21 protein-coding genes are annotated in these 26,604 nt (G+C 50.2%); 8 read left to right on the top strand and 13 right to left on the bottom strand.

Annotated features, from left to right (window positions below):
* Window positions 1–302: 302 nt before the first annotated feature.
* Entirely contained in the window at window positions 303–1,451 is a 1,149-nt protein-coding gene (locus tag AAC007_RS16595) for an acyl-CoA dehydrogenase family protein (RefSeq protein WP_339678236.1), read from the bottom strand.
* Between the two features lie 154 nt (window positions 1,452–1,605).
* Here AAC007_RS16595 and AAC007_RS16590 point away from each other — a divergent pair, with 154 nt between their 5' ends.
* The 4 genes from AAC007_RS16590 to AAC007_RS16575 all read left to right on the top strand — a co-directional run bounded on the left by AAC007_RS16590 (window position 1,606) and on the right by AAC007_RS16575 (window position 5,175).
* Complete coding sequence (locus AAC007_RS16590; protein WP_219044002.1) at window positions 1,606–2,028, top strand: hotdog fold thioesterase; 423 nt, start codon at window positions 1,606–1,608, stop codon at window positions 2,026–2,028.
* A 29-nt stretch (window positions 2,029–2,057) separates the two neighbouring features.
* Window positions 2,058–2,759 (top strand): tRNA (guanosine(18)-2'-O)-methyltransferase TrmH, encoded by a 702-nt coding sequence (gene trmH, locus AAC007_RS16585; protein ID WP_339678233.1) that lies wholly within the window; start codon window positions 2,058–2,060, stop codon window positions 2,757–2,759.
* Window positions 2,760–2,852: 93 nt separating this feature from the next.
* Window positions 2,853–3,965: a DUF1214 domain-containing protein gene (locus tag AAC007_RS16580; RefSeq protein ID WP_339678232.1), complete on the top strand. Its 1,113-nt coding sequence runs from the start codon at window positions 2,853–2,855 to the stop codon at window positions 3,963–3,965.
* Between the two features lie 31 nt (window positions 3,966–3,996).
* Entirely contained in the window at window positions 3,997–5,175 is a 1,179-nt protein-coding gene (locus AAC007_RS16575; RefSeq protein ID WP_339678231.1) for a sulfotransferase, read from the top strand.
* 191 nt (window positions 5,176–5,366) lie between these two features.
* On the opposite strand, the gene AAC007_RS16570 is transcribed toward AAC007_RS16575, so the two are convergent.
* Complete coding sequence (locus tag AAC007_RS16570) at window positions 5,367–5,867, bottom strand: DUF2505 domain-containing protein (protein WP_339678229.1); 501 nt, start codon at window positions 5,865–5,867, stop codon at window positions 5,367–5,369.
* A gap of 499 nt (window positions 5,868–6,366) precedes the next feature.
* Between AAC007_RS16570 and AAC007_RS16565 the strand changes: the two genes are divergently transcribed.
* The 4 genes from AAC007_RS16565 to AAC007_RS16550 all read left to right on the top strand — a co-directional run bounded on the left by AAC007_RS16565 (window position 6,367) and on the right by AAC007_RS16550 (window position 12,052).
* The gene (locus AAC007_RS16565; RefSeq protein ID WP_339678227.1) at window positions 6,367–7,068 is read left to right on the top strand and encodes a crotonase/enoyl-CoA hydratase family protein; all 702 of its coding nucleotides are present in this window, start codon (window positions 6,367–6,369) and stop codon (window positions 7,066–7,068) included.
* 201 nt (window positions 7,069–7,269) lie between these two features.
* Window positions 7,270–10,275, top strand: a complete 3,006-nt coding sequence (locus AAC007_RS16560; protein ID WP_339678225.1) for a transglycosylase domain-containing protein — start codon at window positions 7,270–7,272, stop codon at window positions 10,273–10,275.
* A gap of 331 nt (window positions 10,276–10,606) precedes the next feature.
* Entirely contained in the window at window positions 10,607–11,296 is a 690-nt protein-coding gene (locus AAC007_RS16555; RefSeq protein ID WP_339678223.1) for a VIT family protein, read from the top strand.
* A 138-nt stretch (window positions 11,297–11,434) separates the two neighbouring features.
* Window positions 11,435–12,052 (top strand): LysE family translocator, encoded by a 618-nt coding sequence (locus AAC007_RS16550; RefSeq protein WP_295872597.1) that lies wholly within the window; start codon window positions 11,435–11,437, stop codon window positions 12,050–12,052.
* A gap of 62 nt (window positions 12,053–12,114) precedes the next feature.
* On the opposite strand, the gene AAC007_RS16545 is transcribed toward AAC007_RS16550, so the two are convergent.
* The 11 genes from AAC007_RS16545 to AAC007_RS16495 all read right to left on the bottom strand — a co-directional run bounded on the left by AAC007_RS16545 (window position 12,115) and on the right by AAC007_RS16495 (window position 25,870).
* Window positions 12,115–14,067 (bottom strand): acetoacetate--CoA ligase, encoded by a 1,953-nt coding sequence (locus AAC007_RS16545; RefSeq protein WP_339678221.1) that lies wholly within the window; start codon window positions 14,065–14,067, stop codon window positions 12,115–12,117.
* Between the two features lie 38 nt (window positions 14,068–14,105).
* Window positions 14,106–14,972, bottom strand: a complete 867-nt coding sequence (locus AAC007_RS16540) for a hydroxymethylglutaryl-CoA lyase (RefSeq protein WP_339678219.1) — start codon at window positions 14,970–14,972, stop codon at window positions 14,106–14,108.
* Between the two features lie 2 nt (window positions 14,973–14,974).
* Window positions 14,975–16,984: an acetyl/propionyl/methylcrotonyl-CoA carboxylase subunit alpha gene (locus AAC007_RS16535; protein ID WP_339678217.1), complete on the bottom strand. Its 2,010-nt coding sequence runs from the start codon at window positions 16,982–16,984 to the stop codon at window positions 14,975–14,977.
* Window positions 16,985–17,068: 84 nt separating this feature from the next.
* Window positions 17,069–18,676 (bottom strand): carboxyl transferase domain-containing protein, encoded by a 1,608-nt coding sequence (locus AAC007_RS16530; protein ID WP_339678216.1) that lies wholly within the window; start codon window positions 18,674–18,676, stop codon window positions 17,069–17,071.
* 73 nt (window positions 18,677–18,749) lie between these two features.
* Window positions 18,750–19,919, bottom strand: a complete 1,170-nt coding sequence (locus AAC007_RS16525) for an isovaleryl-CoA dehydrogenase (protein WP_339678215.1) — start codon at window positions 19,917–19,919, stop codon at window positions 18,750–18,752.
* A 32-nt stretch (window positions 19,920–19,951) separates the two neighbouring features.
* Window positions 19,952–20,356: a MerR family DNA-binding transcriptional regulator gene (locus tag AAC007_RS16520; protein WP_295872588.1), complete on the bottom strand. Its 405-nt coding sequence runs from the start codon at window positions 20,354–20,356 to the stop codon at window positions 19,952–19,954.
* 201 nt (window positions 20,357–20,557) lie between these two features.
* On the bottom strand, window positions 20,558–21,916 hold the full coding sequence (locus AAC007_RS16515; protein WP_339678214.1) for a cytochrome P450: 1,359 nt from the start codon (window positions 21,914–21,916) through the stop codon (window positions 20,558–20,560).
* A 16-nt stretch (window positions 21,917–21,932) separates the two neighbouring features.
* The gene (locus tag AAC007_RS16510; RefSeq protein WP_339678213.1) at window positions 21,933–22,586 is read right to left on the bottom strand and encodes a TetR/AcrR family transcriptional regulator; all 654 of its coding nucleotides are present in this window, start codon (window positions 22,584–22,586) and stop codon (window positions 21,933–21,935) included.
* Between the two features lie 215 nt (window positions 22,587–22,801).
* Window positions 22,802–25,003, bottom strand: a complete 2,202-nt coding sequence (locus AAC007_RS16505; protein WP_339678212.1) for a PepSY domain-containing protein — start codon at window positions 25,001–25,003, stop codon at window positions 22,802–22,804.
* A gap of 24 nt (window positions 25,004–25,027) precedes the next feature.
* Complete coding sequence (locus tag AAC007_RS16500; protein ID WP_339678211.1) at window positions 25,028–25,498, bottom strand: DUF2271 domain-containing protein; 471 nt, start codon at window positions 25,496–25,498, stop codon at window positions 25,028–25,030.
* A 24-nt stretch (window positions 25,499–25,522) separates the two neighbouring features.
* On the bottom strand, window positions 25,523–25,870 hold the full coding sequence (locus AAC007_RS16495; protein WP_296436339.1) for a PepSY domain-containing protein: 348 nt from the start codon (window positions 25,868–25,870) through the stop codon (window positions 25,523–25,525).
* Window positions 25,871–26,604 lie beyond the last annotated feature (734 nt).

The following is a 26,604-nucleotide window of genomic DNA, read 5'->3' as shown; positions in this document are numbered from 1 at the left end:
CGACTCTACCAGCTGGCCTCCTTCTTACCAATTGCACTTATTATCCGAAACCGCCTTCGCCTGCGTCAATGCAACTCCCATATTATAGAGTGGGATTTAGCCGAAAGACGATGTTATACGTTTTGTCTAAGTCGCTTATTTAGGTGACGCAAAGACTCACAAATATAATTGTGTGTATCTTGAGTGGGTGGGGTTTAAGTACAGAGCCTGTCGCAAGATTATTGTTGAGTGTTTTACTGTATAACGACGCTATTAAAGAGCGACGTTATACAGTTGCGGAAAAATAATAAGGGGGCGTAATGTTATTTAAGTAAGTCTCTGCCGATAATCAATTTCATGACTTCGTTGGTACCAGCGTATATGCGTTGTACCCGTGAGTCTGCAAAAGCGCGTGCCACTGGGTATTCCCACATAAAGCCGTAGCCGCCGTGCAATTGCAGGCATTCGTCGATCACTTTGCACTGCAGGTCGGTGGTCATCAGCTTGGCTTTGGCAGCCATTACTGAATCAAACTTGTGTTCGATATGAAGTTCCAGGCAGCGATCTAAAAAGACCCTTGCCACGCTCACTTGGGTTTCCAGTTCGGCCAATTTAAATTGGGTGTTTTGGAAGGTGGCGATCGACTTACCGAAGGCGTTGCGTTCTTTTACGTAGTTAACGGTCTGCTCTAGGATCGACTCTGCGTTGGCTATTGCAATAATCGATACATTCAAGCGCTCTTGGGGAAGGTCTTGCATCATGTAGATGAAGCCCATGCCTTCTTCACCCAATAATTGGTCTTTTGAAACGCGAACATCCTGGAAAAACAGCTCGGAGGTGTCCTGTGCTTTTAAACCAATTTTTTCGAGGTTTTTACCTTTTTCGAAGCCAGGGGTGCCAGCTTCTAGTAAAAACAGGCTAATGCCTTTGGCGCCAGCGGTGGGATCCGTTTTCGCTACCACAATAACCAAGTCAGCGTGTTGGCCGTTGGTGATAAAGGTTTTTGAGCCATTAATAATATAATCGTCGCCATCTTTGACGGCGGTGGTTTTGATGCCTTGTAAATCAGAGCCGGCGGCGGGTTCTGTCATCGCGATTGCCATTACGATTTCGCCAGACACGCATTTTGGCAAATACTTTTGCTTTTGCTCTTCACTGCCGTAGCGCTCGATATAAGGTACCGCGATATCTGAGTGCAAGCCCCAGCCAATACCAGTAAAGCCAGAGCGGCCACATTCTTCATCGACAATGGCGTTATAGCGGAAGTCGACGCCGACGCCGCCGTACTCTTCCTTCACGCTCGGAGATAGAAAACCTTGTTCACCTGCTTTTAACCACAGCGCGCGGTCAACTTGTCCGTCTTTTTCCCACTGGGCGTGGTAGGGCGCCGCTTCCGTTTCCAGGAATTTTTTTACTGAGCTGCGAAACAGCTCGTGTTCCTCTTCATAGACCGTTCTTGGGATTGCTGACATGGGATTTCCTCCGGGTGGGGTTAGTCGCTATTATTGCGCCCATGTTAGCAGAGTAAACTTTAATTTCCAGTGGATCTTTTCATTGAGGGGGGTAAGCTTCTGCGCTAGCGTTTTCAATACTATGGCACACATTAATACGGTGAGAATTTGTACTATGACGATATGGAAGCAAAGCTTAGATTTACACCAGGCAAATGCCATGATGGTGAATACTATTGGCGATACTTTGGGAATAGTCATCACCGAAATTGGCGCGGATTACGTGGTTGGTACGATGCCTGTCGATAAGCGAACCCATCAACCCATGGGTATCTTACACGGTGGTGCCTCGGTGGTGTTGGCGGAGAGTTTAGGAAGCTTCGCGGCGAATATTGCCTGCGATAAGGACATGGCTTGTGTCGGTTTGGATATAAACGCCAATCACATACGCTCGGTGCGCTCGGGTTTGGTAACAGGCGTAGCGCGGCCGGTTCATGTGGGGCGTCGTACCCAGGTATGGGAAATTCGTATCGCCGATGATGCCGATAAAACCGTCTGCGTATCGCGTTTGACCATGGCGGTTATTGAGGCCCCCTAGATTAGTTTTTACTTGTAGAGGCAAACTGCATGACAGCAGAACGCTATAAACGGCTGCGTCAGGTGCTCGAGTGCCGACAGCCAGACCTGACAATTGTGACTGACAATGTTCACAAAAGCCGGAATTTATCAGCTATTGTCCGCACCGCTGATGCGGCGGGCATTGGCACCATGTACTGCGCCATGCCCGATAAGGATTACAAGGCGTTTCGCGGCACCGCGATGGGCTCTCACAGTTGGGTGGCGGTGCGCCGTCAGCCTGATGTCACCGCTGCGTTGACGCCATTGAAAGCCCAAGGTTATCAAGTGTTGGCGACGCATTTGGCCAGCGATTCTGTGGACTATAGAGAGGCGGACTACACGCGCCCCACAGTGATATTGTTGGGGGCAGAAAAGCTGGGTGTGAGCGAGGCAGGCTGTGCATTGGCCGATGCCCACATTACGATACCCATGCGCGGCATGGTGCAGTCTTTTAATGTTTCGGTGGCAGCGGGCATTATATTGGCTGAAGCAGAGCGACAGCGTCAAAATGCGGGTATGTACTCTCAGCGGCGTATAGATGATGCTAGCTATCAGCGAATATTGTTTGAATGGGCGCAGCCAAAAGTCAGCGAATACTGCCGCGAAAATGGTTTGGCTTATCCACCTTTAGACGACAGTGGCGAATTGATAGATGGTCTTGGGTGGCAGCGTGCTGTGCGCGACGGGCTAGCCCCTCAGTTTGATTGGTAGTCTTGGCCGCTCAGATCTGAGTCACCTGTCTGGGTGATGCAAGAATACGCATCTTGCTGCCAGAATGAAGTTGATAATAACAGGAGTAGTCAGATGCCAGAAAACACCCCAAATCCGCTTGTTGATATTGACGCGTGGGAGGCGTTTTGCGACGAGCTAAAAGCCGCCGGCCAGCAGATTATTCGTCCTGAGGCGCCAATCGATGATTTAAGTCGTGCAGAGGGTTGGCGCTATTTAACTCGCCTAACTCGCATTGCTTTAGACATGTTCATGGAATGCAGTGATCGCGATTTTCCCAGCTTTTACAGACCGTCACATGAAACCGCCAAAATCGGCGCAGATAATCCAGACAATCACTACCTGCGCGCTGAGATAAACGGCGCGCACGACTACCTCATAAGCGGTCCGCGCGGCACAGTTGCCTATTTAGGTTTTATCGCGATAGCGGGTGGCTACGAAGAAGCAGACGGAAATATGCGTTCGGTGGGGGCGATTGACACCCATAGTGGTCTGGAAATAAATGCCGATGGCACCGTCGATGTGATTCTGTCGCAAACACCCAAGCCGGGTAACTGGCTAAAGATCACCGAGGATACGTTGGCGGTGCTAGTGCGTGAAACCTATTTAGATCGCAGCACTGAAATTTTTGCCGACTTGAAAATTACCCGCCTTGATAGCGCCAATAGCAAACCTGCGCCACTCACAGGTGCTAAGTTAAAGGCGGATCTCGCTAACACGGCGGCGTTTGTAAAAGGCACTGCAACCCTGTTTGCTGATTGGGCCAAGGGCTTTAAAGAAAACCCCAATAGCCTGCCGCCAGCTGATCAGGAGTATTGCCAAAAGCTGGGTGGCGATCCGAATATTTTCTATTATCACGGCTATTTTAATTTGGCTGCCGACGAGGCGCTGCTAATTGAAATTGACGATATTCCGCAATGTGATAACTGGAATTTCCAGTTAAATAATTACTGGATGGAGTCATTGGAATATCGCTACGTACAGATCCACGTCAATAAGCACACCGCAAAATATCGAGACGGGGGTGGTGTAAGTATCGTGGTGTCGAGTCAAGATCCTGGATGCAATAACTGGCTGGATACCACTGGCCACGCAGAGGGAACTATGGCTTTCCGTTGGATTGGTGCCGATCGCATCGTGCATCCGCGCTGTACTGTGGTTAAGTTGGCTGAGCTAGCACAAAAATAAAATGAATTAGCAGAGTCTAGGAGTAAGTATTTTGAGCACAGAATTTGTTATACCCGAAGTTGACCTTTCTGCAGAAACCTTAATGGCAGAGGCAATGACCACGACTGGCTTGCATGACTTTGGTGACGAGTCGTTTCGGGAGCCGCTTAAGGTGCTAGTCGCATCCTTGAACGAAGAAGCCGATTTAAATGCCGGCGGTCGCTTTGGTCAGTATCAGCGCATTCTTAATATTTTAATTAATCGCCTGCGAGTTGAGGCCTGGATTGAAAAGCATCCCGAGATTCTTGACGAGGAAATTAATTCCCCCGTTGTTATCATCGGCTTGCAAAGAACAGGGTCGACTTTTTTTCACCGCATACTCGCCGCAGATAAGCGCTTCTATGCGCCGCTTTGGTATGAGGTGCGTAATCCGGCGCCGGAGTTGGATTGGGATTTTAAGAGTAAGGATGCGCGCATAACATCTGCTGAAGAGGAAGTGGCGGGCATGTTGGCAGCCAACCCGGAACTGGCTGCTATTCACCCCATGGACCCTGTTGCTGCGGACGAAGATATAATGCTTCTTGAGCACAGCTTTTACAGCACGGTGCCGGACGCGTTTTGCAATGTGCCTGGCTACGGTAAATGGAATGACGAGCATGACAATACGCCAGCTTACCAATACTTAAAGCGCTTATTGCAGTGTTTGCAGTGGCAGAAAAAACGCAGTGGTCAAGTCGCGGAACGCTGGTTATTAAAAACCCCGCATCATATTCATCATATTGCTACATTGTTAAGCGTATTTCCCGACGCCAAGATTGTGCAGACCCATCGCGATCCGCTGCAAACGATTCCGTCTGCGGCGAGCATGAACTACAACCTGTGGATTATGTGCAGCGACAATGTCGATGGCAAAGTTGTGGGTGAGCAGTGGGCGGCGAAGTACGCACGGGGAACCTTGCACACTTTGCAAGTGAGAGATAAACAGCCGCAGTCCTTTCTCGATGTTTGGTATAAAGACACCGTTGTCGACCCCTTGTCGTCAGTGAAAAAAGTCTATGACTTTATCGATATGGACCTCACTGATACTGCCCGCGCAGCGATGGAAAAGCACCAAGAAGACAATCGCCGCGACAGTCGCCCCAGCCACGAATATACGCTTGAGCAGTTTGGCTTAACGGAAGAGGGTCTAAAAGCGCAGTTTGCTGAATACCGCAAGCGCTTTGTTGATTAGAGTAAGTGGCGGCATTCGAAAACAAGCGCGAGACCTTGCCTAAATATACAAGCTAGGCCATCAGGATATATTATCGTGTCAAGGACGTAGTCGAGGGCGTGTTATGTCCCTCGCGCGTCCATCTTGTTGTCGCCGAAAGCGTTGCAGTTGGAACGACGCACCCGGGCATCGTTCTGGGCACACGAAGTCGGCTAGAGATAGTCTTGAAGAATCTTGACACTAGCCGCGTGGTCGTCCGCTGACTTGCTTCGAATATCTTTTCCAAGAAAATCGGCTAGTTTGTTGCCAATTAAAGGAATTTTACATTCCACAGTCCACTGCATAATGTTGATGGCGCCACGTTCATGGGCTTTTAGCGTCATTACACTGTGGATGTGTACTTTTTCCAAGCCATGGAGCTGAATCTCGAGCTCGCCTTTGCCGGTTTTTGTATTCCAGCGGTCTACCTGACGAACGCTAATTTTTTGCCCGCCGGGTAGAAATTTCTTGACGAAGCCTGGCAGTGGTAGCGAGGGCTCCATGACAAAGCTGCAGTCGACAAAATACTGCACTGGATCGTCGCTACTGTCTACGATCTTGATATCTTCCAATCCCAGTTCTTCATACTTACGTGGGCAGAATGTGGTGTTAAAATACATGCGCTCTACGGCTTCAAGGGGGGAGTCAAAAATGTGTTCTTCTACAAACTTCATAGCGTTATCTTCTAATTATGAGTTGTTGGCAAACTAGCAGTTGGGTTGCAGTTTTATATATTTGAGTCGTAGTGGCAATACCAGTTGTAGGTATCGTCAAAGTACGCTGCCCCTCGCAGCAGAATTCGCCAGTGCCCCCGTTTCAGGGATAACTTTCCCGCCATTACTCAACTGATCAAGACGTATATCTCGCCAAGTGTAAAGACGGTCCCGAGATACATCCTGCATTTGTTCTGCTGCTGCGTAGCTATCCAGGGTTCAATTGCGCGGCAATGTGAGTCGATTATCGCAATAGTTGCAGCGCGGCATGACTTACTCCGAGGGCTAGGCCACCCAATGATTTAACGGTATATCGATGAATCAATGTTCAGTGCAACTGTTGGGGCAGTGTGGGAATCAAGCCAAGATAGTGCGATCGCTGTATTTAATGACTGGCAGGAACCGAGTGGATTACATAGAATGAAGCGATATATGTTTTCAGTGATAACACGGGGTGAGAATGAGTGATTTAGTGGATTACCAGCTAGACGGAAAAGTTGCGACGATAAGTATGCGCAATGGCAAGGTTAATGCGATGTCGCCCGATCACATTGCCGCTATCGACGCAGCCTTGGATCGCGCAGAGCAAGATCAAGCCGTGGTGATGATTGTAGGTCAGCCTGGTATTTTTTCTGCCGGTTTCGATTTGAAGGTTTTTCAGGCGGATGCGGCCGCTGGCGTTGAAATGGTGAAGGCGGGGTCAACGTTGTGCCGCCGTTTACTTGCGTTTCCGACCCCAGTGTTAGGTGTGTGCACAGGCCACGCCATCGCACAGGGTTGTTTTCTACTGATGGCCTGTGATGTTCGGATTGGTGTTGATGGTCCTTTTCAGCTTGGTTTGAATGAAGTGCAAATCGGAATGACCATGCATCATTTTGGGGTGGAGTTGCCGCGTGCCCGCTTAAATCCATCTTATTTTCAGAGCGCGATTGCTACCGCGAGAATGTTCTCACCGGCTGAGGCATTGAGCGCCGGTATTCTGGATAAAATAGTGGCTGCAGATCAGCTGATGGAAGCTGTACAGAGCGAAGCTCAGCGTCTGGCAGGGCTCAATATGGCGGCGCATTTGGCGACTAAACTGAAGATGCGTGCTGGTCTGTTAGACATCTTAGATGAGGCTATTGAGAAGGATTATCAAGAACAGCGGAGTTTGCTGGCATAAGGGCTATTGTTCGCCCTTGAGCCCTCGCTTTCAGCGTGCTTAATTACACTAAATATAGTAGCGCCAGCTCTATCGAATAACTTGCACCTAGATTATGCTGCCGCTCCAAACTGGACCACAAACCGTGGTCAGTTTTGGCACTTGGATCATTAACTGCGGTATAGTGGTTTTCGTTATTAGACGGAGTTTGGCTTTACTATTGTGATTACATGGAAGCGCGCTAAAAAGTACTGTTTATTCGCGGTGTTATTTGTCCTGGTGGCCTTAATAGGGCTGGTGACGTTCGAATATAATACGTCTTATTTTCAGTCTCATTATTTCACCAAGTTTGCGGCCAGTCTCGACTACGAGATAAAGGACGGCCCCTCAGACTCCATCGCCTTTCCTAGCCACGGACCCTACAACATCCAGAACGGCTATACCCGTCTGCCAGACTTTAGTAGTCGCCTGCAGCAAAACGGCTTCGATATCAGTAAGCAGTCGCGATTTGCTGAACCTCTGATGCGATATAGCCGCTGGGGCGGAAATCCGCCATACCAAACTCCGCCCCAGACAGGGCTCACCATATTTGGTGAAAACGGATCGACGCTTTTCTCAGCCCGTGAGCCGCAAAGTTATTTTCGCAACTATGCAGAAATTCCACCGCTATTATTAAAATCGCTGCTGTTTATAGAGAACCGCGAATTGCTGGTGGAGAAAAGTCCCACCAAAAACCCTGTTGTGGAGTGGGACCGACTAACGCAAGCGGCATTTTCGCGGGTACTCCATCCAGGCGAGTCTGGGCCGGGGGGGAGCACGCTCGCGACCCAAATGGAAAAGTACCGCTATTCGCCACGCGGGCTTACCTCTGATCACAATGAAAAACTGCGTCAGCTGGTCTCGGCCAGTGTCCGCTATTATCACTCTGACAAAAGTAGTCGCGACGCCAGAAAAATGATCGTTCTCGATTACCTAAACTCAACACCGCTGTCAGGTCGCGCTGGTTACGGTGAGATTCATGGTATTGGCGATGGCTTGAAGCGGTGGTATGGCATCGATTTAAAATACGCCAATTACGTTTTAACCTCGACCAGCGATACCGTGGGTATAAATGAAAAGGCGAGGGTGTACAAAGCGGCGCTCAGCTTATTATTGTCGCAGCGCAGGCCGTCCTACTATTTGCTAGAAGGACGCGATGAACTCGAAAAGTTGACCACATCGTATCTGCGTATATTGGCAAAGAATGGCATTGTAGGCGCTGCATTGCGCGACGCAGCTATTACCCAACAACTGACCTTTGTGGGCCGTGAGGTTTTGCCGCCCACAAGCTTCGTTGAAAGAAAGGCCATTAATAATGTGCGCAATGAGTTACTGACGCGCTTAGGGGTGAATAGCCTATACACCTTGGACCGTTTAGATCTTACCGTGAATACCACGATTGCCGGTGAGACCCAGGCCAAGGTAGAAAGCTTACTAAAACAAGCAACCAATTTAGATTACGCCAAAGATTCCGGCTTGATGGGCGAGCGCTTGTTGCGGGAAGGGCAGCTAAGCGCCTTGAGTTACAGTGTGCTGCTCTATGAGCGCACGCCTAGAGGCAATGTGCTGCGTGTTCAAACTGACAACTTGAATATGCCCTTTGATATGAACACAGGGTCGAAATTAGATTTGGGTTCCACCGCCAAATTACGAACCCTTATTACCTATCTTGATATCATTGAAAAGGTGTATCTCAAGTACCGCGAGTTTTCGTCAAAAGACTTATTATTCGCGCGCAATGTTGCCGAAGACCCTCTCCGTCGTTGGACCATAGATCAATTAATTGCCAATCCTAAAATTGAATTAATGGCGTTGCTGGATGCCGCTATGCAGCGCAAGTATTCCGCGAATCCCGGCGAGTCATTTTTTACTGCTGGCGGTCTGCATAAATTCGGCAATTTCGACAAATTAGATAATTCGCGGACGCTGACGGTGGCCGACGCCTTGTATCGTTCGGTGAACTTGGTGTTTGTTCGGATGATGCGCGACGTCGCACGCTACTACACCTTAGAAATTCCAGGCTCTCGTGAAGTGTTGCTCGATCGCGGTGAGCCACGCAGACAGGATTACCTCTACCGCTTTGCGGATCTAGAGGGCAATATTTATCTAAATCAGTTCTACAACCAATACAAACAATTGAATGCGCCGAGCATACTTCAGCATCTCGCTAGTCGTACTAAGCCGTTTCCCGGGCGCTTAACAATGGCGTTTCGCTCGGTTCGTCCCGACGCCGATGTGGCAGCCTTGAACTCGTTTTTGACTATGCGCTTAAGTGCTGATGAGCTCGCCGAAGCGGATGTCGACAAGCTGTACAGGCAGTACGATCCAGAGCGCTTTAACAGCAATGATCGCGCCTATCTTTCACGTGTTCATCCACTTGAACTGTGGTTGGTTAGATACCTATTAGAAAACGACAACCCCTCGCATAGCACTATTGTTGAGGCGAGTGCAGCGGTGCGTCAAGACGCCTACTCGTGGTTGACTAAATCGCGCAAACAGCGGGCTCAGGATCGCAGCATTCGCATCCTGTTAGAGCGCGATGCCTTCGTTGCAATACACCATCAATGGAAGCGTATGGGTTACCCCTTCGGCAGTTTAATTGCCTCTTATGCTACCGCCCTGGGTGCGTCGGCTGACCGCCCCTTGGCCTTGGCTGAGCTGATGGGAATACTCGTCAACGACGGTATTAGAGTGCCGTTTAGACAGATCGATAGCCTCAAATTTGCTAGTGGAACACCTTACGAAACCGCGTTTGAACGTGCATCGCCGGTCGGGGAGCGAGTCTTGTCATCTGAGATTAGCCAGACTGTACGCAATGCCCTGGCGGGGGTTGTAGAGAACGGCACCGCAAGACGTTTAAAAGGCTTATTCCTCGATGCCAGCGGCAAGCCCATTCAAGTCGGTGGCAAAACCGGAACGGGCGACCACAAAATAAAATCATACGGCGCTGGCGGGCGCCTTATCGCCGAAGAATCGGTAAACCGCAATGCGATATTTTCCTTCTATATTGGTGATCGCTTTTTTGGGGTAATCCTCGCCCATGTTGGCGGCGCCACGTCTGGTGGCTTTGAATTCACCAGTGGCTTGGCAACACAGCTATTAAAGATTATTCAGCCGGTGCTAGCGCCGATGATGCGTGAAAATGCGTCTGCTGAAACGGACAAGCCCAAAGGCGATGCGCCGCGTTAATAGGCGCGGGAGCGAATAAAACAACATCGCTAATACAGCCGATGTTGTTTTAAGCTAGTATCCATCGCCGATGATCTGGATATAAAAAGTCCTGCCTCATCCTTATCGTCGTAATACTTCTTGTTGTGCTTTCTACAATGCAGACGTTTTTCTTTACGGAAGCAAACAATCTTATGGTGGGTTTCCAGTTGTAAGAGCGCTACATTGATCCAGATACTTGCATAGGACAAATACGCGATGAGTTTTTCTTCTGCTCTCTATTCAAACGATACTTTTGTCACGCCTCGTGCGATGATCTGCTTGTTTTGTCTACTAATAGCGGGAGATTGGTATGACGCATTTTGAAAAACACAGGACCGAGCGAATCGGTTGGCTTCGTGCCGCCGTTCTCGGCGCAAATGATGGGATTGTATCTACCGCTAGTCTAGTCTTGGGCGTGGCGGCAGCGGGAGCCGATTCTGCGACGATATTACTTACGGGGGTTGCCGGTCTTGTTGCGGGTGCGATGTCGATGGCAGCAGGTGAATATGTGTCTGTCAGTTCCCAGGCAGATACAGAGCGAGCTGATCTTGCCAGAGAGAGTAGGGAGTTACTCAATTCACCAGGTCAAGAGCAGGCGGAGTTGACTGAGATATACGTTAGTCGCGGATTAGAGCCGGTACTTGCAAGCAAAGTGGCAACTCAATTGATGAAGCACGATGCACTTGGCGCGCACGCACGTGATGAACTTGGTATTTCAGAAATATCGACGGCTCGACCAATTCAGGCGGCGTTCGCGTCGGCAGCGACATTTTCACTGGGCGCTGCTTTACCTCTAATCGTTGTACTGTTGTTCCCCGCGTCTGGACTTATGCTTGCTGTGTCAATCAGCGCGCTCTTATTCCTTGCTTTGCTTGGCTTCTTGGCAGCGAAAGCTGGCGGTGCGCCCGTTATAGTCGCGGTCTCTCGGGTTACTTTTTGGGGGGTGCTCGCAATGTGCTTGACCGCTGGGGTGGGTGCTTTATTCGGGGTTGCCGCTTAATAATTCCCCCTAGTATTATGATGGTATATACCAAGCACGGGTATCGTATGTTCAGCCGTATTTTGAAAAGGTAGCACCTGGACGCCAAAGATTATTGGACTTGGGTTTTTCCTGAAGACGTTAAGTCTAGAGATCACTATGAGCCTGGTTGAGATAATAATTCTATTTACCGCAATGGTGGCTTTGTCACTTGTTCCGAGCGCTAGCGTCGCCTTGGTTGTCGTACGATCTTCGACAGCGGGATTTTTAAACGGTGTTGCTGTTGTCACCGGAATCGTAGTTGGTGATCTCGTTTTTGTTTTTCTCGCTATTCTTGGCATGGCTGCGCTAGCCGACGTGATGGGGAGTTTGTTTCTCGGTCTGAGGTATTTGGCAGGTGTCTACCTAATCTGGTTTGGCATAAGCCTTTTAAGATCGAAACCTTCATCGCTAGTAGCGGCTTCTGGTCGGTCTGGATCTACATTGTCAGCAAGTTTTCTCTCGGGATTAATCCTTACACTTGGCGATGTGAAGGCCATATTATTTTATGCGAGCCTGTTTCCTGCTTTTGTTGATTTGGCCACCATTAATACGTCGGATATCACTATCGTTGTTCTTGTGACCATCGTCGCGGTTGGTGGTGTCAAACTCGGCTATGCCTATTCGGCAATGAGGGTCGTGTCATTCGCAAGAGGGTTAGAAAAAGAGCGCGCTGTGAAAAACACGGCTGGTGGCTTTATGGTTTGTGCAGGTGCATACCTCATTGCAAAGGCTTAAGAGGAGTAGTCACTGTGATAGTTTTTTTCTTGCACGTGTTGATTATCCCCTAGACCGCTATGTCAGCTTGCTAATTCCGTCAGATCTTTGAAGTAGTTCAGTGCCTCTGGATTGGCCAGTGCATCAGTGTTTTTAACGGGGCGGCCGTGAATGGTTTCACGCACTGCAAGCTCAACGGTTTTGCCGCTGATCGTTCTGGGTATGTCGCGCACCTGTATTATTTTTGCAGGCACGTGTCTGGGTGTGGTATTGCTGCGAATAGTGGTTTTGATAGTTTGAATTAGCGAATCATCTAAGCTCAGCTTGTCTGCTAAAACGACAAATAAGATTACCCGCACATCACTCTGCCAGCTCTGACCAACGACGACTGAGTCGACGACCTCGCTAATCTTTTCTACTTGACGATATATTTCTGCGGTGCCGATACGCACGCCGCCGGGGTTAAGTACAGCGTCGCTGCGGCCGTGAATGATGACGCCGTTGGTTTCCGTTATTTCTGCGTAATCACTGTGTGCCCATATGCCAGGATAAGTGGCAAAGTAGGCGTCGTGGAATTTTTCACCATTGCTGTCGTTCCAAAAGCCGATGGGGCAGCTAGGGAAGGGTGCGGTGCAAACCAATTCACCTTTTTGTTGATGGACTGCATTGCCTTCATCGTCCCAAACTTCCACTGCCATGCCCAAGCCACGGCATTGTATTTCGCCGGAGTGAACCGGAAGAATCGGGCTGCCTAGAACAAAGCAGGAGATGATGTCGGTACCGCCGCTGATTGAAGACAGGCACACATCTGCTTTTATATCGCGATAAACATAATTAAAACTTTCGTCGCTGAGTGGTGAGCCGGTGGACAAGATTGTTTTCAAACTTGCCAGCGAATGGGATTCGCGGGGTTTGATACCGGCCTTATCCACAGCGGCGATATATCGCGCACTAGTACCAAACACGGTGATGCCCTCGCTATCAATGGCGTCGAGCAACAGCGTGTTATTACCAGCTAAAGGGGAGCCGTCGTACAGCACCAGCGTGCATTCAGATGCTAGGCCAGACACCAACCAGTTCCACATCATCCACCCGCAGGTGGTGTAGTAGAACAGCACATCGTTCGCGCTTATATCAGTGTGCAGGCTGTGTTCTTTAAGGTGTTGGAGCAGGGTGCCGCCGGCGCTGTGTACGATGCATTTTGGTACGCCTGTCGTGCCCGAGGAATACATAATATACAGAGGGTGATTGAACGGGAGCTGTTCAAAGTGCAGCGCTGTTTGTGGCGCGTCCGATAAAAACTGCGGAAAGCTGATGCTGTTGGGTATGTCGCTTAAGTCACTACGTTCATTGATAAGCGGAACAACAATAATTTTATTCAGTTCGGGAATTCGCTCTGCGACGGACTTTACCGTAGCTAAGGAGTGGATGGTTTTGCCGTTGTAATAATAGCCGTCGCTGCAAAATAGTACTTTAGGCTGTATTTGTGCAAAACGATCCAGGATGCCTTGGGTACCAAAGTCGGGTGAGCACGATGACCATATCGCTCCGATACTGGTAGTGGCTAACATGGCTATAAGCGCTTCTGGAATATTGGGCATAATACCGGCGACGCGATCGCCTGCATTAACACCTTGATCGCGAAGCGCGGCCGCCAATTGCTCAACTTGTGTATAGAGTTCGGCGTAGGAAATACTGCGACGCTGGCCGTTTTCTAATAGCGACACAATGGCGCATGTGTCGTCCCGACGGCGCAGTAGGTTTTCAGCAAAGTTAAGTTTTGCGCCCTCGAACCACTGTGTGTCGGCAAACGTATTTCCTTTGCTAATGACAGAGTGGTAGGGCGCTGAGCTGCGCACGTCGCAAAAGCTCCACACCGCTGGCCAGAACTTTTCTGGAAAGGCTAGAGACCAGTTGTACAGTTCGTCATAGCTGCTGATGTTAATGGCATTTTCAGCGCTAACTTTTTTCTGAAAAGCGGTGATGTTGGCGCTCTCAATTCTGTCTTGGGATGCTTGCCATAAACGCTCAGCCATTACATATGTCCTGCTGTTTTAATCTTAAGGTGTGAAATTTATTGTGTCTTGCTTAGCGCAGCTTGAATGAAGTCGCTTGCCTTCAACAGTTTAGTGAGATCGATGCCGTGTTCGATATTGAGCTCGTTCAACAGCGCAATTACCGATTCAGAAGCGACATTGCCAGAGGCGCCTTCGGCGTACGGGCAGCCACCTAAGCCGGCAATCGCGCTATCAATTACCGTGACGCCAAACTCAAGCGCGGTGCGAATATTGTCTAGGGCGCGACCGTTGGTATCGTGAAAATGCACGGCGAGTTTTGCTACCGGCACCTGCTGTATTACGGCCTTAAGAATTTGCGTGGTTTGTTCAGGAGTGGCGCTGCCGATGGTGTCGCCCAGCGATATTTCGTAGCAGCCCATGGCGATGAGTTTAGCCGCAAGATTCGCCACTGCTTCAGGTGCAATATCACCTTCGTAGGGGCAGCCCGCGATACAAGAAACATAGCCGCGAACGGGAATGCCTTCTTGCTTTGCCCTAGTGAGAATGGGGCTGAAACGGGCTAAGTTCTCTGCTATCGAGCAATTGGTATTCTTTTGCGCAAAGGCTTCTGAGGCGCTCGTGAAAATAGCTACCTCGTTGGCCTGTGCTTGCACTGCTAATTCGAAGCCTTGCAAATTAGGTACGAGTGCAATGTAAAAGGTGTCGCTTCTGCGTTCTATGCCAGTGAATACCTGATCGCTATTTGCCATCTGCGGTACCCATTTTGGGCTGACAAAGCTACCGGCTTCGATATGGCTGATACCGGCGTCGGCAAGCATATTGATGAGCTGCGTGCGAACACCGATATCGAAGTAGCGCTTTTCGTTTTGCAGGCCATCGCGAGGCCCGACCTCAACGATGCGTGCGGCCGATGGTAAAGTCATTCTTATTCGGTTCTCTCAAATTGAATGAGTTCGGCACCGCCGCTAACGAGTTCGCCGGCCTGGAAGTAAAATACATTTACAACACCGTCGGCGGGTGCGCGAATGGTGTGCTCCATTTTCATCGCTTCCATAATCATCAGCGGTGTACCTTTGCTTACCGTACTGCCAGTGTCGACCAGGTGACTGACCACTGTCCCGTTCATTGGCGCGACGAGTTGGTTTTCCCCCGCGTTATCGCTGTTGTCGCCCAGGTCTGGTCCCTCTATAGAGAAGTTCAGGGTCTGTTCTGCGCTGAATAAACAGTAGTTGCCCTGGTTTGCCGCGACGGTCGCGGACACCTTGTGGCCATTAATATCAGCTTTTATGTTTCGCCCATCTAAGCTGCCGTTAACAATATAGGATGTATCGGCAAAGCGAATGGCGAACGCAGAATTGTCAGCATTTGATTGCGCGGTTACCGAAACGGGATACAGCTCGTCGCCCATCTTTAGCGTAAAGCGATGTTCGGCAGCTTGATTTGGGCGCCAGTTGTAAGGGTTGTTCCAAGGCGAGCTTGGGTCAGTGCTGGAGGTCGCGAAGCGATGAATACGTTGCTTTTGCACTAGCACTAAATACAGCGCCGCTAGCGCAATACTTGTTGGACTTTGGGTGTTGGCCATATCAAGCAGGCTTTCTTCATGTTTACCGATAAAGCCGGTATCGAAGTCCGCGTCTGCAAAAGCCTGGTGACGACTGATGGTATGAAGAAAATCGATATTGTTAATGACGCCGCTAATGCGGTATTGCTTTAGCGCAGTGCTTAAACGACGCAAGGCCGTGCTGCGATCGGTATCCCAAACGATTAGCTTGGCGATCATCGGATCGTAGAACACACTGACTTCGTCGCCTTCACGAACGCCGGTATCTACCCGAACGTTTGCTGATTCAGCAGGCGTGTCTAAAAAGTGAAGGGTGCCGGTTTGCGGCAAGAATTCATTGTTAGGATCTTCAGCGTAGATACGCGCTTCGATGGCGTGTCCGTTAATTTGCAGTTCATTCTGCTGCAGTGGCAGTGTGCCGCCGGCTGCAACGCAGAGCTGCCAATCAACCAAATCGAGTCCGGTAATCATTTCGGTAACAGGGTGTTCAACCTGCAGGCGGGTATTCATTTCCATGAAGTAAAAACTGCCGTCGATGTCCAGCAGAAATTCCACAGTGCCGGCGCCAACGTAGTCAATCGCCTGTGCTGCACGTACCGCGGCTTCGCCCATTTCGCTGCGCAGCGCGTCACTCAAACCGGGAGCGGGTGCTTCTTCAATGACTTTTTGGTGGCGGCGCTGAATGGAGCAGTCCCGTTCAAATAAGTAAACGGCATTGCCGTGGCTGTCGCAAAAAACTTGTATTTCAATATGACGGGGCTGGGTGAGGTATTTCTCGACCAACATGGTGTCGTCGCCAAAGCCGTTAAGTGCTTCGCGCTTTGCCGCTTGCAGGGCGCTGTCGAATTCCTCGGCGCTCCATACTTGGCGCATACCTTTGCCACCGCCACCCGCAGTGGCTTTCAGTAGCACTGGGTAGCCCATGTCGTTTGCGGCTTTGCGAATTATCTCGGGGTCTTGGTCATCGCCGTGATAGCCGGGCACAAGTGGAACACCGGCTTTTTCCATGATTTGTTTGGCGGCGGACTTTGATCCCATCGCAACGATAGCGCTGGTTGGTGGCCCGATAAATACGATATTTTCCGCTGCGCAGCGACGGCAGAATTCGGCGTTTTCAGATAAGAATCCGTAGCCGGGGTGAATGGCTTGGGCGCCGGTTACGAGGGCTGCGTCGATAATTTTATCGACATCCAAATAGGATTCCCGCGCCGGAGATGCGCCTATATAGATAGCCTCGTCGGCCATGCTGACGTGCAGCGCATTGCGGTCTGCATCGCTGTACACAGCAACAGTAAGAATGCCCATTTTGCGCGCGGTTTTAATAACACGGCAGGCGATTTCGCCACGGTTTGCAATTAATATTTTATCAAACATGTTTCTGCTTCCTGGGTGCTACCCGAATTTGTTTTTCACAGTTACGCTATTGCGAATGCGGATACTTGGCTTTGTGGCAGTTGCCTACATTCTGAACACGCCGAACTTGGTTTCTTCTATCGGCTTATTCAGGCTGGCAGACAAACTTAAGCCTAAGACCATGCGGGTATCTGCTGGGTCGATAACGCCGTCGTCCCAAAGCCGCGCCGAGGCGAAGTAGGGGTGACCCTGCTCTTCATAGGTATCAAGAATCGGCTGCTTGAAGGCTTTTTCATCTTCGGCAGGCCAGTTTTTATCTTCGCGCTCAAACTGGTCGCGTTTGATTTGCGCCATAACGCCGGCGGCTTGCTCACCGCCCATTACCGAGATGCGCGCGTTGGGCCACATAAACATAAAACGTGGATCGTAGGCGCGGCCGCACATGCCGTAGTTGCCGGCGCCAAAAGAGCCGCCGATCAATACCGTTAGTTTTGGCACTTGGGCGCAGGCAACGGCCATGACCATTTTGGCGCCATGCTTGGCGATGCCGCCAGATTCGTATTGCTGGCCAACCATAAAGCCAGTGATGTTTTGTAAGAATATCAGCGGAATTTTGCGCTGTGCGCAAAGCTCAATAAAGTGCGCGCCTTTTTGTGCTGACTCAGAAAATAAAATGCCGTTGTTGGCGACAATGCCGACAGGGTAGCCAAAAATACGGGCGAAACCACACACCAAGGTAGTGCCGAACAGGGCTTTGAATTCGTCAAAATCTGAACCGTCCACAATACGTGCGATAACTTCGCGAACGTCGTAGGGCTTGCGGCTGTCCTTTGGCACGATGCCGTAAATTTCTTCAGCCGGTAATGCCGGTTCGATACTCGGACTGACATCCAGTGAAATGCGTTTGTTACGGTTTAGGCGCTTAACGGCATTGCGCGCTAGTTGCAGTGCGTGGTGATCGTTTTGCGCGTAATGATCGGCAACACCCGACACCCGACAGTGAACATCGGCGCCGCCTAAATCTTCTGCGCTCACCACTTCACCCGTGGCGGCTTTCACCAGTGGCGGGCCGGCTAAAAAGATGGTGCCTTGTTCTCTGACAATAATAGACTCGTCGGCCATGGCGGGTACATAGGCACCACCTGCCGTGCAGCTGCCCATAACCACGGCAATTTGAGGAATGCCCATCGCAGACATATTGGCTTGATTAAAGAAAATACGGCCAAAGTGTTCACGGTCTGGAAACACTTCGTCCTGGCGGGGCAGGTTGGCGCCGCCTGAATCAACCAGATAAATACAGGGCAAATTATTTTCTTGCGCAATGGTTTGCGCTCGCAAATGTTTTTTCACCGTGAGTGGGAAATAACTTCCCCCTTTAACGGTCGCGTCATTGGCGATGATCATGCACTCTTGGCCGCATACGCGACCAATGCCGGTGCTCACACCCGCGGCGGCGAGTTCTTCGTCATAGACTTTATAGGCGGCGAGTTGCGACAGTTCCAAGAAAGGCGCGCCGACGTCGACCAGGGCGTGGATGCGCTCGCGGGGCAGCAATTTACCTTTCTCGGTGTGACGGCGCTGGGATTTCTCGCCGCCACCTTGGTTGATGTGCGCGACCAGATTTTTAAGGTCATCAACCTGTGCCTGCATGTGCTCGGCATTTTCTATAAAGCTGGGATCGCGTGGGTTAATCGTCGATGTCAGTACAGTCATGTTCGCGGTGCCTATATAGTGCTTATAACTATTTAATTTAGTTTTCGAATTCGGTTAACGGCTTCTACTTTGCTTACTGAGTTTCTTTGAAAAGTTCACGGCCAATCAGCATGCGGCGAATTTCAGAGGTACCAGCGCCAATCTCATAAAGCTTGGCGTCACGCAATAAACGACCCGTGGGGAATTCGTTGGTGTAGCCATTGCCGCCCAGGGCTTGAATTGCTTGTAAGGCCATTTGGGTGGCGCGTTCTGCGGTATACAAAATAACCGCCGCGGCGTCTTTGCGGCTGGCTTCGCCTCTGTCACAGGCCTTTGCAACTGTATAGAGGTAGGCGCGGCTGGCGTTTAATTCGGTATACATGTCTGCCAATTTGCCCTGCATCAATTGGAATTCACCAATGCTTTGGCCGAATTGTTTGCGGTCGTGGAGATAGGGGATCACGACGTCGAGGCAGGCTTGCATGATGCCGGTGGGGCCGCCTGACAATACGGTGCGTTCAAAGTCGAGGCCGCTCATCAGTACCTTAACGCCGTCGCCTTCATTGCCAAGCATGTTTTCCGCTGGGACTTTGCAATTATCAAACACTAATTCGCAGGTGTTTGAACCGCGCATCCCCAGTTTGTCGAGCTTGGGTGAGCGGCTAAAGCCGGGGTAGTCGCGCTCGACAATAAAGGCCGTAATGCCGCGTGGGCCGCCGTGGATGTCGGTCTTTGCATAGATCACATAGGTGTGGGCATCGGGACCGTTGGTGATCCACATTTTATTGCCGTTCAGCACATAGTGGTCGCCGTCTTTATCTGCTCGCAGTTTCATGCTGACAACGTCTGAACCGGCATTGGGCTCAGACATGGCCAATGCGCCAATATGCTCGCCGGAGCATAGTTTGGGCAGATATTTTTCGCGCTGGCGGTCGTTGCCATTCTTGAAAATTTGGTTAACGCACAAGTTTGAATGCGCGCCGTAAGACAGGCCGACAGATGCAGAGGCGCGGCTGATTTCTTCCATGGCGATAACGTGGGCTAAATAGCCCATATCACTGCCGCCATACTGCTCAGAGACAGTGATGCCAAGCAGGCCCATGTCACCCATTTTGCGCCACAAATCCATGGGGAAGGCATTGTCTTTATCAATACTTTCGGCGCGCGGTGCGATTTCCTGTTGAGCGAATTGGCGGGGGGCATCGCGCAACATTTCAATCTCTTCACCGAGGCCGAAATTCAATGTGGGGTAAGAAGTGCTCATGGTGTTGTCCTTGGAATTACTGAAAATGTGAGTTAGCTATTCTTTTTATTCATTTCATCTAATGCTTCTTGGCAGCGATCTTCCGCTTCGTTCAACTCGTAAATCATGTCCTCAAGATCTTGCAGCTGCTGCTTGAGTTGCTCCTTTAGCAGACGGCGACGTTCACGTATTTTTTCAATGAGTTTGATGAGCTGAGGACTGTTGTCGTGCTCGGGGTCGTACATCTCGATAATGTCTTTACTGTCTTCTAGCGAGAGGCCCAGGCGTTTGCCGCGCAAAATGAGTTTTAGCTTGATGCGGTCGGCGGCGCTGTAAATCCGAGTTTGGCCGTCGCGCACAGGGGTGAGCAGGCCTTTTTCTTCGTAAAAGCGAATGGTACGGGTCGTTACGTCAAAATCTGACGCCAAATCCGAGATGGTGTAAGTCTTGTCAGCCATGGTTGCGGCTACCCTGCGATATCGAATGTGCCAACTCTATCGGCAGTTTACGTTAACGTCAACATGTTTTAATCAACAGTTCTGTTAATTAGGTGGCTTTATTGCAGGCTTTTTTCTTTGGCTGATTGCCGAGGAGAAGTGGCTGTGCGTAAGTAATAACACGGTATTACTGACGCACAGCGGGGTGCTATCTAGGTGCTACTACCTCGCCGTAATTGTTACGGGTAAGCCGTCGGTGGGGAAGGAGATGGGCACCGCATTGTATTTCATTTGGTAGCCGGGCTTGGTGCTGATTTTGTAGTTGCGAAGCAAGTGGAACATAAACAACTTAACCTGCATTTCCGCAAAGTTTAAACCTATGCATTTGTGACCGCCGCCCCCGAAAGGTATCCACTGATATAGGTGACGTTTGTGTTCGGCACGTTCAGCGGAAAAGCGCTCGGGGTCAAACTTGGTCGGCTCGCTCCACCATTCTTCCATGTAGTGGGTGAACAGTGGCGAGATACCAATGCCGGTATTGGCAGGCAGGGTGTAGCCCATAATTTCGGTTTCTTTAATTAAGCGGCGCGGAATGGCGGGCACGGGCGGGTACATGCGCAGCGCTTCCTTCATGACTAATGCGGCCTTGTCGAGTTTTGGCAGATCGTCGTAGTTGAGATGGTCGCCGTCAATGAGCTTACACTCCTCGTACAAAATATCTTGCCACTCGGGATTTTTGGCCAGTGCGTAAATAATTGAGCACAGCGTACTGGTGGTGGTGTCGTGGGCTGCAAACAATAAAAAGATGGTGTGATCGCGCACCGCTTCATTGCTTAGCTCATTGCCATCTTCGTCTTTTGCGTGGCAAAACTGCGAGAAAAAATCGCTGCTTTCAGTGGCGCGCTTGGCTTCGATATGTTTTTCAATAAAGTTCTTTAGCGTTTTGCGACCGTTTAAACCTTTTTGCCAGGTGGTGCCGGGAATCGGAAGTTTTACGACCGCCATAGAGGCTTCCATTGCGTGCAGAAAGCCCTTGTTGATCGCGTCGGCCTCTTCGCCCATTTTTACGCCCATAAAAACCTGGGCGGCAACGTCTAGTAAAAGTGATTTGATACTGTCTTTAAATCCGAACTCGGCATTTTTGGGGAATGCCGCAACCCCGTCGCGCATCCGCGGATTCATATCGTCGAGATAGCCTTGCAGGGCATCTTTCTTAAATGCTGCCTGCAGAATACGGCGGTGAAAACGGTGCTCGTCAAAGTCGCGCAGCATTAAGCCGTCAGGGAAGAGCTTGTCTAGAATTGGGTCCCACGCTTTTTTGCTTGAAAATATCTTATCGCTGTCTTTCAGTACAAGCTCGTTAGCCTCTGGGCCTAGCAGAGCGACTGAGCGTTGCAGCAGTGCATTGTTTCGGAAAATAGGGCCGTAAAGTTTGTGCTTGCGCGACACCAAACCCAAATAATCGGTGAGAAATTCCACGGTGTCGCCAAGAACCGGCATCTTGCCGTTGTCACCGGGCAGATGCAGAATCTTATCTGTTGATTTGCGCGGCAGGTTTAAATAATCAGCTGATGCCTTCATGTTAGTCTCCGTATTGTTATTTGTGCCAGCCGTGAAACAGCAGGTCTATGGATTGTTGAATATGGGTTTCTACAAACTCTGGGTCTAGCCGGGTTTTACCCGTGAGGCGCTGATAAAAAGGCAGTTGCACTACCGGTGCCGTGGCGGACTGCACAACAAAGAACAGCGTCTCTATAGGAATGTCTTTGATAATACCCACGTCATCTACCTTGGCGACCATATCGCTGATTAGCTGCCAGGCGGGCTCAAAATAATGTTTATGAATGTAGCTAAGGCGAGGGCCTTCGCGGAGAGATTCCTGCTGGCAAATATGGTAGAGCGCAGGGTGTTCAAACGCGCTGCGGATATACACCGCAATCCCTTCTTTCAGAGCGTCTAGCTCATTGTGGTCGTCATCAATGTGCTGAAGTGCCTCTAATACCTTGGCGGTGGTTGCGCCGCACAAGCGATCTACAACGGCCTGCCACAGTTGCTCTTTTGAACTGAAATAGTGGTGAAAAAAGGTGTAGCTAACATTTAACTCGTCTTGCAGCTTGCGTAGCGAAACCCCGTCATAGCCATCGCGGGCGAAGATATCTGCCGATGCATCAAGCAGTTGCTCGATGGACAGGGCGGGGGCCTCGCTCTTTTTAGGGCGGCCACGTTTTCTGGGGGCTGGGCTAATGTTCATAGGCAAAGCAAAGCTGCGCTCACTCAATATTAAACAGGTGTTTAATATTGAGTGAGCTTTATGGTGACGTCAAGTTAAATTCGATTGCTCTACAAGATTTTGTTTGCTTGTGAGAGGCGTCGCGCAAGTATTGGCGGAGCGGCTTTGGGCCAGTAATTGCTGCTATCTCATCTAAATCACAGAGTAATTAGGTTTCTTTTTAGTAGGAGTTTCCTTTAGTAAGTGTCTTCCAAATAGCGTCCCGCTTTTTTCAGTGTTGCAACATCCAATGACAGCGGTGCCAATATTGTATTTATGGCAGTAGCAACATCAGTGGCCATTTGCCGCCCTCCGCATACTAAGATTTGTGCGTTCTCGGTAAACAGTGTGCAAATCTGGTCAGCGTCGTCTAGTAACTTGTTTTGAACATACTCAGGCTTTGAGCTTCTGGAGAATGCGGTATGTAACTGGGAAAGGCGTTTGTCGTCGATATAGCTTTGCAATTCCTCTTGGTACAAGAAATCAGATTCCGCGAGGCGGCCACCCCAGTATAGGTGCATGGTGCGGTGTTTTGTGTTGGCGCGAATAAATCCAATTAGTGGACCTATGCCTGTTCCGGCACCGATGAGAATGATGGGCGTTTTTCCCCGGCAAGGTTTGAAGCGGGTGTTTTTCTGGATAAAGACATTCGCGCTTTCGCCTATCTTCATGTTGTACAGGAAGTTAGAGCAAAGTCCGTCTTCTTGACGCCGCACGCAGATTTCAAGCACGCCATCTTTATTCATTGAGGCGAGTGAATAGAAACGGGGGGCGTCACAGTTCGGTGGCAGGATGCCGACTAGATCTCCTGCGGCGAAGGCGGGCAGCGATCTGCCGGGTTTTGCTGGCTTGAATCGCAGAATACAGGTGTGCGCGTTTACCTGCTCACCATAGGTCTTACGAGCAATTAAAATAAGTGATTTGGTCGCGCGGGGAAGCGGTTTGTAGTGGAGGGACAGTGGAGTGTCTATCGCTGCGCCGAGGACAGTACCCCATTGTTCAAAGCTGGGGCCGGATTGCCTGTCGATATAGGTGGTTTCAAGAATTTGCGGCCAATCCCGTTGCTTAAGTTTCTCAGTGACTAGGTCTGCAAATGCACAGAAGTTACCGAATTGACGATCGCCGAATCCAAGTACTGCCCAGGACATTGCCGGCGAAGTCGCTAGCTTCTCAAGCTTTTGTAGAAATTGATTTGCAGAGGCGGGCGCATCTCCATCGCCATAGGTCGATGTCAGAATAAGTAAGCGGCTCGCTTTGGGGTAGTGGTCGGCGAGATCGTTCATGGGGGCAACGTGGACATGCTTGCCCGCTGCTGACATTCCATCGAGGAGGGGTTTGGCGAAGCCCCAGGTCGCATTGGTTTCAGAGCCCACCAGCAAGATAGTGTCGGCCACGTGTTTAGGTGAGTTGTTTTGCAGCCGTGGCATGGAGCGGCGACGTTGCCACCAGATAAGTACTCCGGTAACGGCTAAAACCGGCACGGTTAGGGCTGCGAGCCCCATGATTAACCCAAGCCACCAATAGGCTTCGCCGGTGTGTAACTCCATAATGAAGGCTTCTAGGGTCGCTCCGCTACCGTAGTCGGCGTATGACAGCCATTCTCCGCTTCCTCGGTCTACATATCCCGATCCCTGATGGGTTCGCAATGAATATACGTCGCTAGGGTCGTCTCGGAAGGGGAAAGTAAGCTGATGCAGATCCGTGAGATCCACTTCTTGCAGTGCTGGCGATGAGGCTATGGGAACCGCCTCTGCACCTTCTGTGGATTGTCGAAACTCTGCTTCCATTTCCTGTGATTCTGGCAACAATTCAAAGCGAATCGCCGACATCCAGATGCCGGTCAGCGAGGATAGTAGGAGTCCCAGTGCTGCCGCACGGGCTAGCTCGGCGTGCAGTCGTGGGCTAGTAGCGTTATTTCCTGCACTGCGAATGGGGCCAAAGAGTTTGCGCCAACCTCCGGATCGAGAAGCGAGAAGAAATAGGCCAGAAAAGCACATAAGGGCCATTAGCAAGGCGCCAATACCAGCGATAGCCCGACCACGGTCGTCCCACAAAAAGGCCCGATGAAGATCGCTTAGCCAAGAGAAAAAAGGCGACGGAGCATAAGAAGATACAAGGTCGCCGGTGAGCGGATTGATTAAATCAGCACCCGAATTACCGCCTTGGGTGAAGTAAACTAGTACTGCTCCCGAGGGTAGACGCTCAATTTGTTCGACGCCGGGATAGGCCCGCAAGGCTCTTTGGGCGACATCCGCAACGTTGACGGCCCCGCGAGGTGGAACGATTGCGCCAGCCCGTTCCAATGCGGGATTTAATGACAGAATCGCGCCACTTGTGGCGATTACCAGTAATAGCAAGGCGGCAAAAAGACCCGGCAGTGAATGCAGGCGACGGAGCATGACGCTTGTCTCTAAATGTTAAGGCTAGAGGGAGTAGCTCAATGTGTTGACGTAGCCGCGGCCACTTACGGGCGTGCCTGCTCCACTCGTTGTCAGTGTGACTTCGGCATCAATGCGGTTTTCGCGCTTATCTTCTACTGCGCTGTCGACACGGATTAGGTATCCCGCGTCTATTAGCGCGTCATCAATGTCAGCCTTGATGGTTAAGCTGTCACCGCCACTAACACTGGCGCCGGTCATCCCTTCATACTCGGTGGCCCTCACCCCGCTGCCCCGCGCCCAGTCCAATAGATGTTTGTAATACTTACTTTTTTTGCCAGCTACCCAGAGTGTCCGCTCGTACTTTCCGTCTGGATTAGTGAGATAGATCGCCAAATATGCGGCATTTCCGCGATAGGTGTTTAGCGTGGTGGTAATGGTCACTTCGCGTGCCTGAGCTGCGGCGGAAAGGCATAGTCCTAAGCTTAGTCCTACGATTGTGAATAATTTATTCATTTGATTTTCCTTTGCTATCGATGTTTATCGAGAGTGGGATTCGGACTGATGGTGTTCCCGCCGTTCGTGCTCTTCGTCTTCGACCTCAAACTCCAGCAACTTAAGGGTGGCTGGCGCGTAGCTGGCTTCGACGCGACGACCTTGATCGTCTATGGCGCGCACCTCATAGCAGCGGTCATCAATTCGGATGCGGTGTACAACCCAGCCCTGAGCTTCTAAGTGCTTTTTAAGGACTTCACGCGGTTGCCATTTTGCGACTGGATCTCTGCAATCGTCGTCGTCCGCAAAGGCACTTATGCCCAGAACACTAAGGCTTATGGCGAAAGCTAGGGCAATTACTAGTTTTGCAGAACGGGGAAGCACGTTTTTCATATTGCTCTCTGATGGACATACCTAAAGTGCCAGCGATGCAGCCATAGTGAAGTACTCGGTCTACACAAACTTTGATCTAAATCTATCGGAAGTTAATTAAGTGAGTATTAAGAATTCTCTGTGCAAATTTTGATAAGTCACAGTTCATCTTCGCTAATAAGTAAATGCGGAGCTCCGCAGGAAGGCTACTTGTTTTACAGCAGTGTCAGTGTATTTGAGACGACTATGGCCAAATCAAAAAGGGCGGACCTTTGCGGTGGGCTCGACAGCCATGTGTAAAGTGGAATGCGGTCGTTTGATCCGGTATTTATAGAAAGCAGCGTTCCGTACTCTTGTTTACTCGACCGCTGACATTCCGCGGGATAAGAAACACTGCGTTGATTTCGAATACTGATAATCCAATATAGTCGTAGAAAAATTTCATGTCTGATTTGCGTGATTTTTCTCACGAGAATCTCCTTGCTAGTAGATCCCGGTTTTAATTATTTGGCCAAGACGCTAAAGGAAACTACGTATGTACTTCATGTCCTCTGTGGATATATTACTGTATTGCCTTGCCATGATTATTGACGATAAGTAGTCGTTTATCCTTATGATGTGTTGAATATGTTGGTGTAAAAATCCTAATTGTTTTGGAGGCTCTGTTTTAAGGTGGTTTGTCATTTAGAACTATTTATAAAACCCGTGGTGCATTTAGGAAAGGGGTAAGTTACTCACCCTCACAAAGAGGTTAT

The organism is uncultured Zhongshania sp. (assembly GCF_963975605.1).
In the GTDB taxonomy this organism is placed as follows: domain Bacteria; phylum Pseudomonadota; class Gammaproteobacteria; order Pseudomonadales; family Spongiibacteraceae; genus Spongiibacter; species Spongiibacter aquimaris.
This window is presented reverse-complemented; position numbering and strand designations above follow the sequence as displayed.

Bases quoted from the DNA above. Each gene is read 5' to 3' on its own strand.
- AAC007_RS16595 (WP_339678236.1), bottom strand. From the start codon at position 1,451: ATGTCAGCAATCCCAAGAACGGTCTATGAAGAGGAACACGAGCTGTTT.
- AAC007_RS16590 (WP_219044002.1), top strand. From the start codon at position 1,606: ATGACGATATGGAAGCAAAGCTTAGATTTACACCAGGCAAATGCCATG.
- trmH (WP_339678233.1), top strand. From the start codon at position 2,058: ATGACAGCAGAACGCTATAAACGGCTGCGTCAGGTGCTCGAGTGCCGA.
- AAC007_RS16580 (WP_339678232.1), top strand. From the start codon at position 2,853: ATGCCAGAAAACACCCCAAATCCGCTTGTTGATATTGACGCGTGGGAG.
- AAC007_RS16570 (WP_339678229.1), bottom strand. From the start codon at position 5,867: ATGAAGTTTGTAGAAGAACACATTTTTGACTCCCCCCTTGAAGCCGTA.
- AAC007_RS16565 (WP_339678227.1), top strand. From the start codon at position 6,367: ATGAGTGATTTAGTGGATTACCAGCTAGACGGAAAAGTTGCGACGATA.
- AAC007_RS16555 (WP_339678223.1), top strand. From the start codon at position 10,607: ATGACGCATTTTGAAAAACACAGGACCGAGCGAATCGGTTGGCTTCGT.
- AAC007_RS16550 (WP_295872597.1), top strand. From the start codon at position 11,435: ATGAGCCTGGTTGAGATAATAATTCTATTTACCGCAATGGTGGCTTTG.
- AAC007_RS16545 (WP_339678221.1), bottom strand. From the start codon at position 14,067: ATGGCTGAGCGTTTATGGCAAGCATCCCAAGACAGAATTGAGAGCGCC.
- AAC007_RS16540 (WP_339678219.1), bottom strand. From the start codon at position 14,972: ATGACTTTACCATCGGCCGCACGCATCGTTGAGGTCGGGCCTCGCGAT.
- AAC007_RS16535 (WP_339678217.1), bottom strand. From the start codon at position 16,984: ATGTTTGATAAAATATTAATTGCAAACCGTGGCGAAATCGCCTGCCGT.
- AAC007_RS16530 (WP_339678216.1), bottom strand. From the start codon at position 18,676: ATGACTGTACTGACATCGACGATTAACCCACGCGATCCCAGCTTTATA.
- AAC007_RS16525 (WP_339678215.1), bottom strand. From the start codon at position 19,919: ATGAGCACTTCTTACCCCACATTGAATTTCGGCCTCGGTGAAGAGATT.
- AAC007_RS16520 (WP_295872588.1), bottom strand. From the start codon at position 20,356: ATGGCTGACAAGACTTACACCATCTCGGATTTGGCGTCAGATTTTGAC.
- AAC007_RS16515 (WP_339678214.1), bottom strand. From the start codon at position 21,916: ATGAAGGCATCAGCTGATTATTTAAACCTGCCGCGCAAATCAACAGAT.
- AAC007_RS16510 (WP_339678213.1), bottom strand. From the start codon at position 22,586: ATGAACATTAGCCCAGCCCCCAGAAAACGTGGCCGCCCTAAAAAGAGC.
- AAC007_RS16505 (WP_339678212.1), bottom strand. From the start codon at position 25,003: ATGCTCCGTCGCCTGCATTCACTGCCGGGTCTTTTTGCCGCCTTGCTA.
- AAC007_RS16500 (WP_339678211.1), bottom strand. From the start codon at position 25,498: ATGAATAAATTATTCACAATCGTAGGACTAAGCTTAGGACTATGCCTT.
- AAC007_RS16495 (WP_296436339.1), bottom strand. From the start codon at position 25,870: ATGAAAAACGTGCTTCCCCGTTCTGCAAAACTAGTAATTGCCCTAGCT.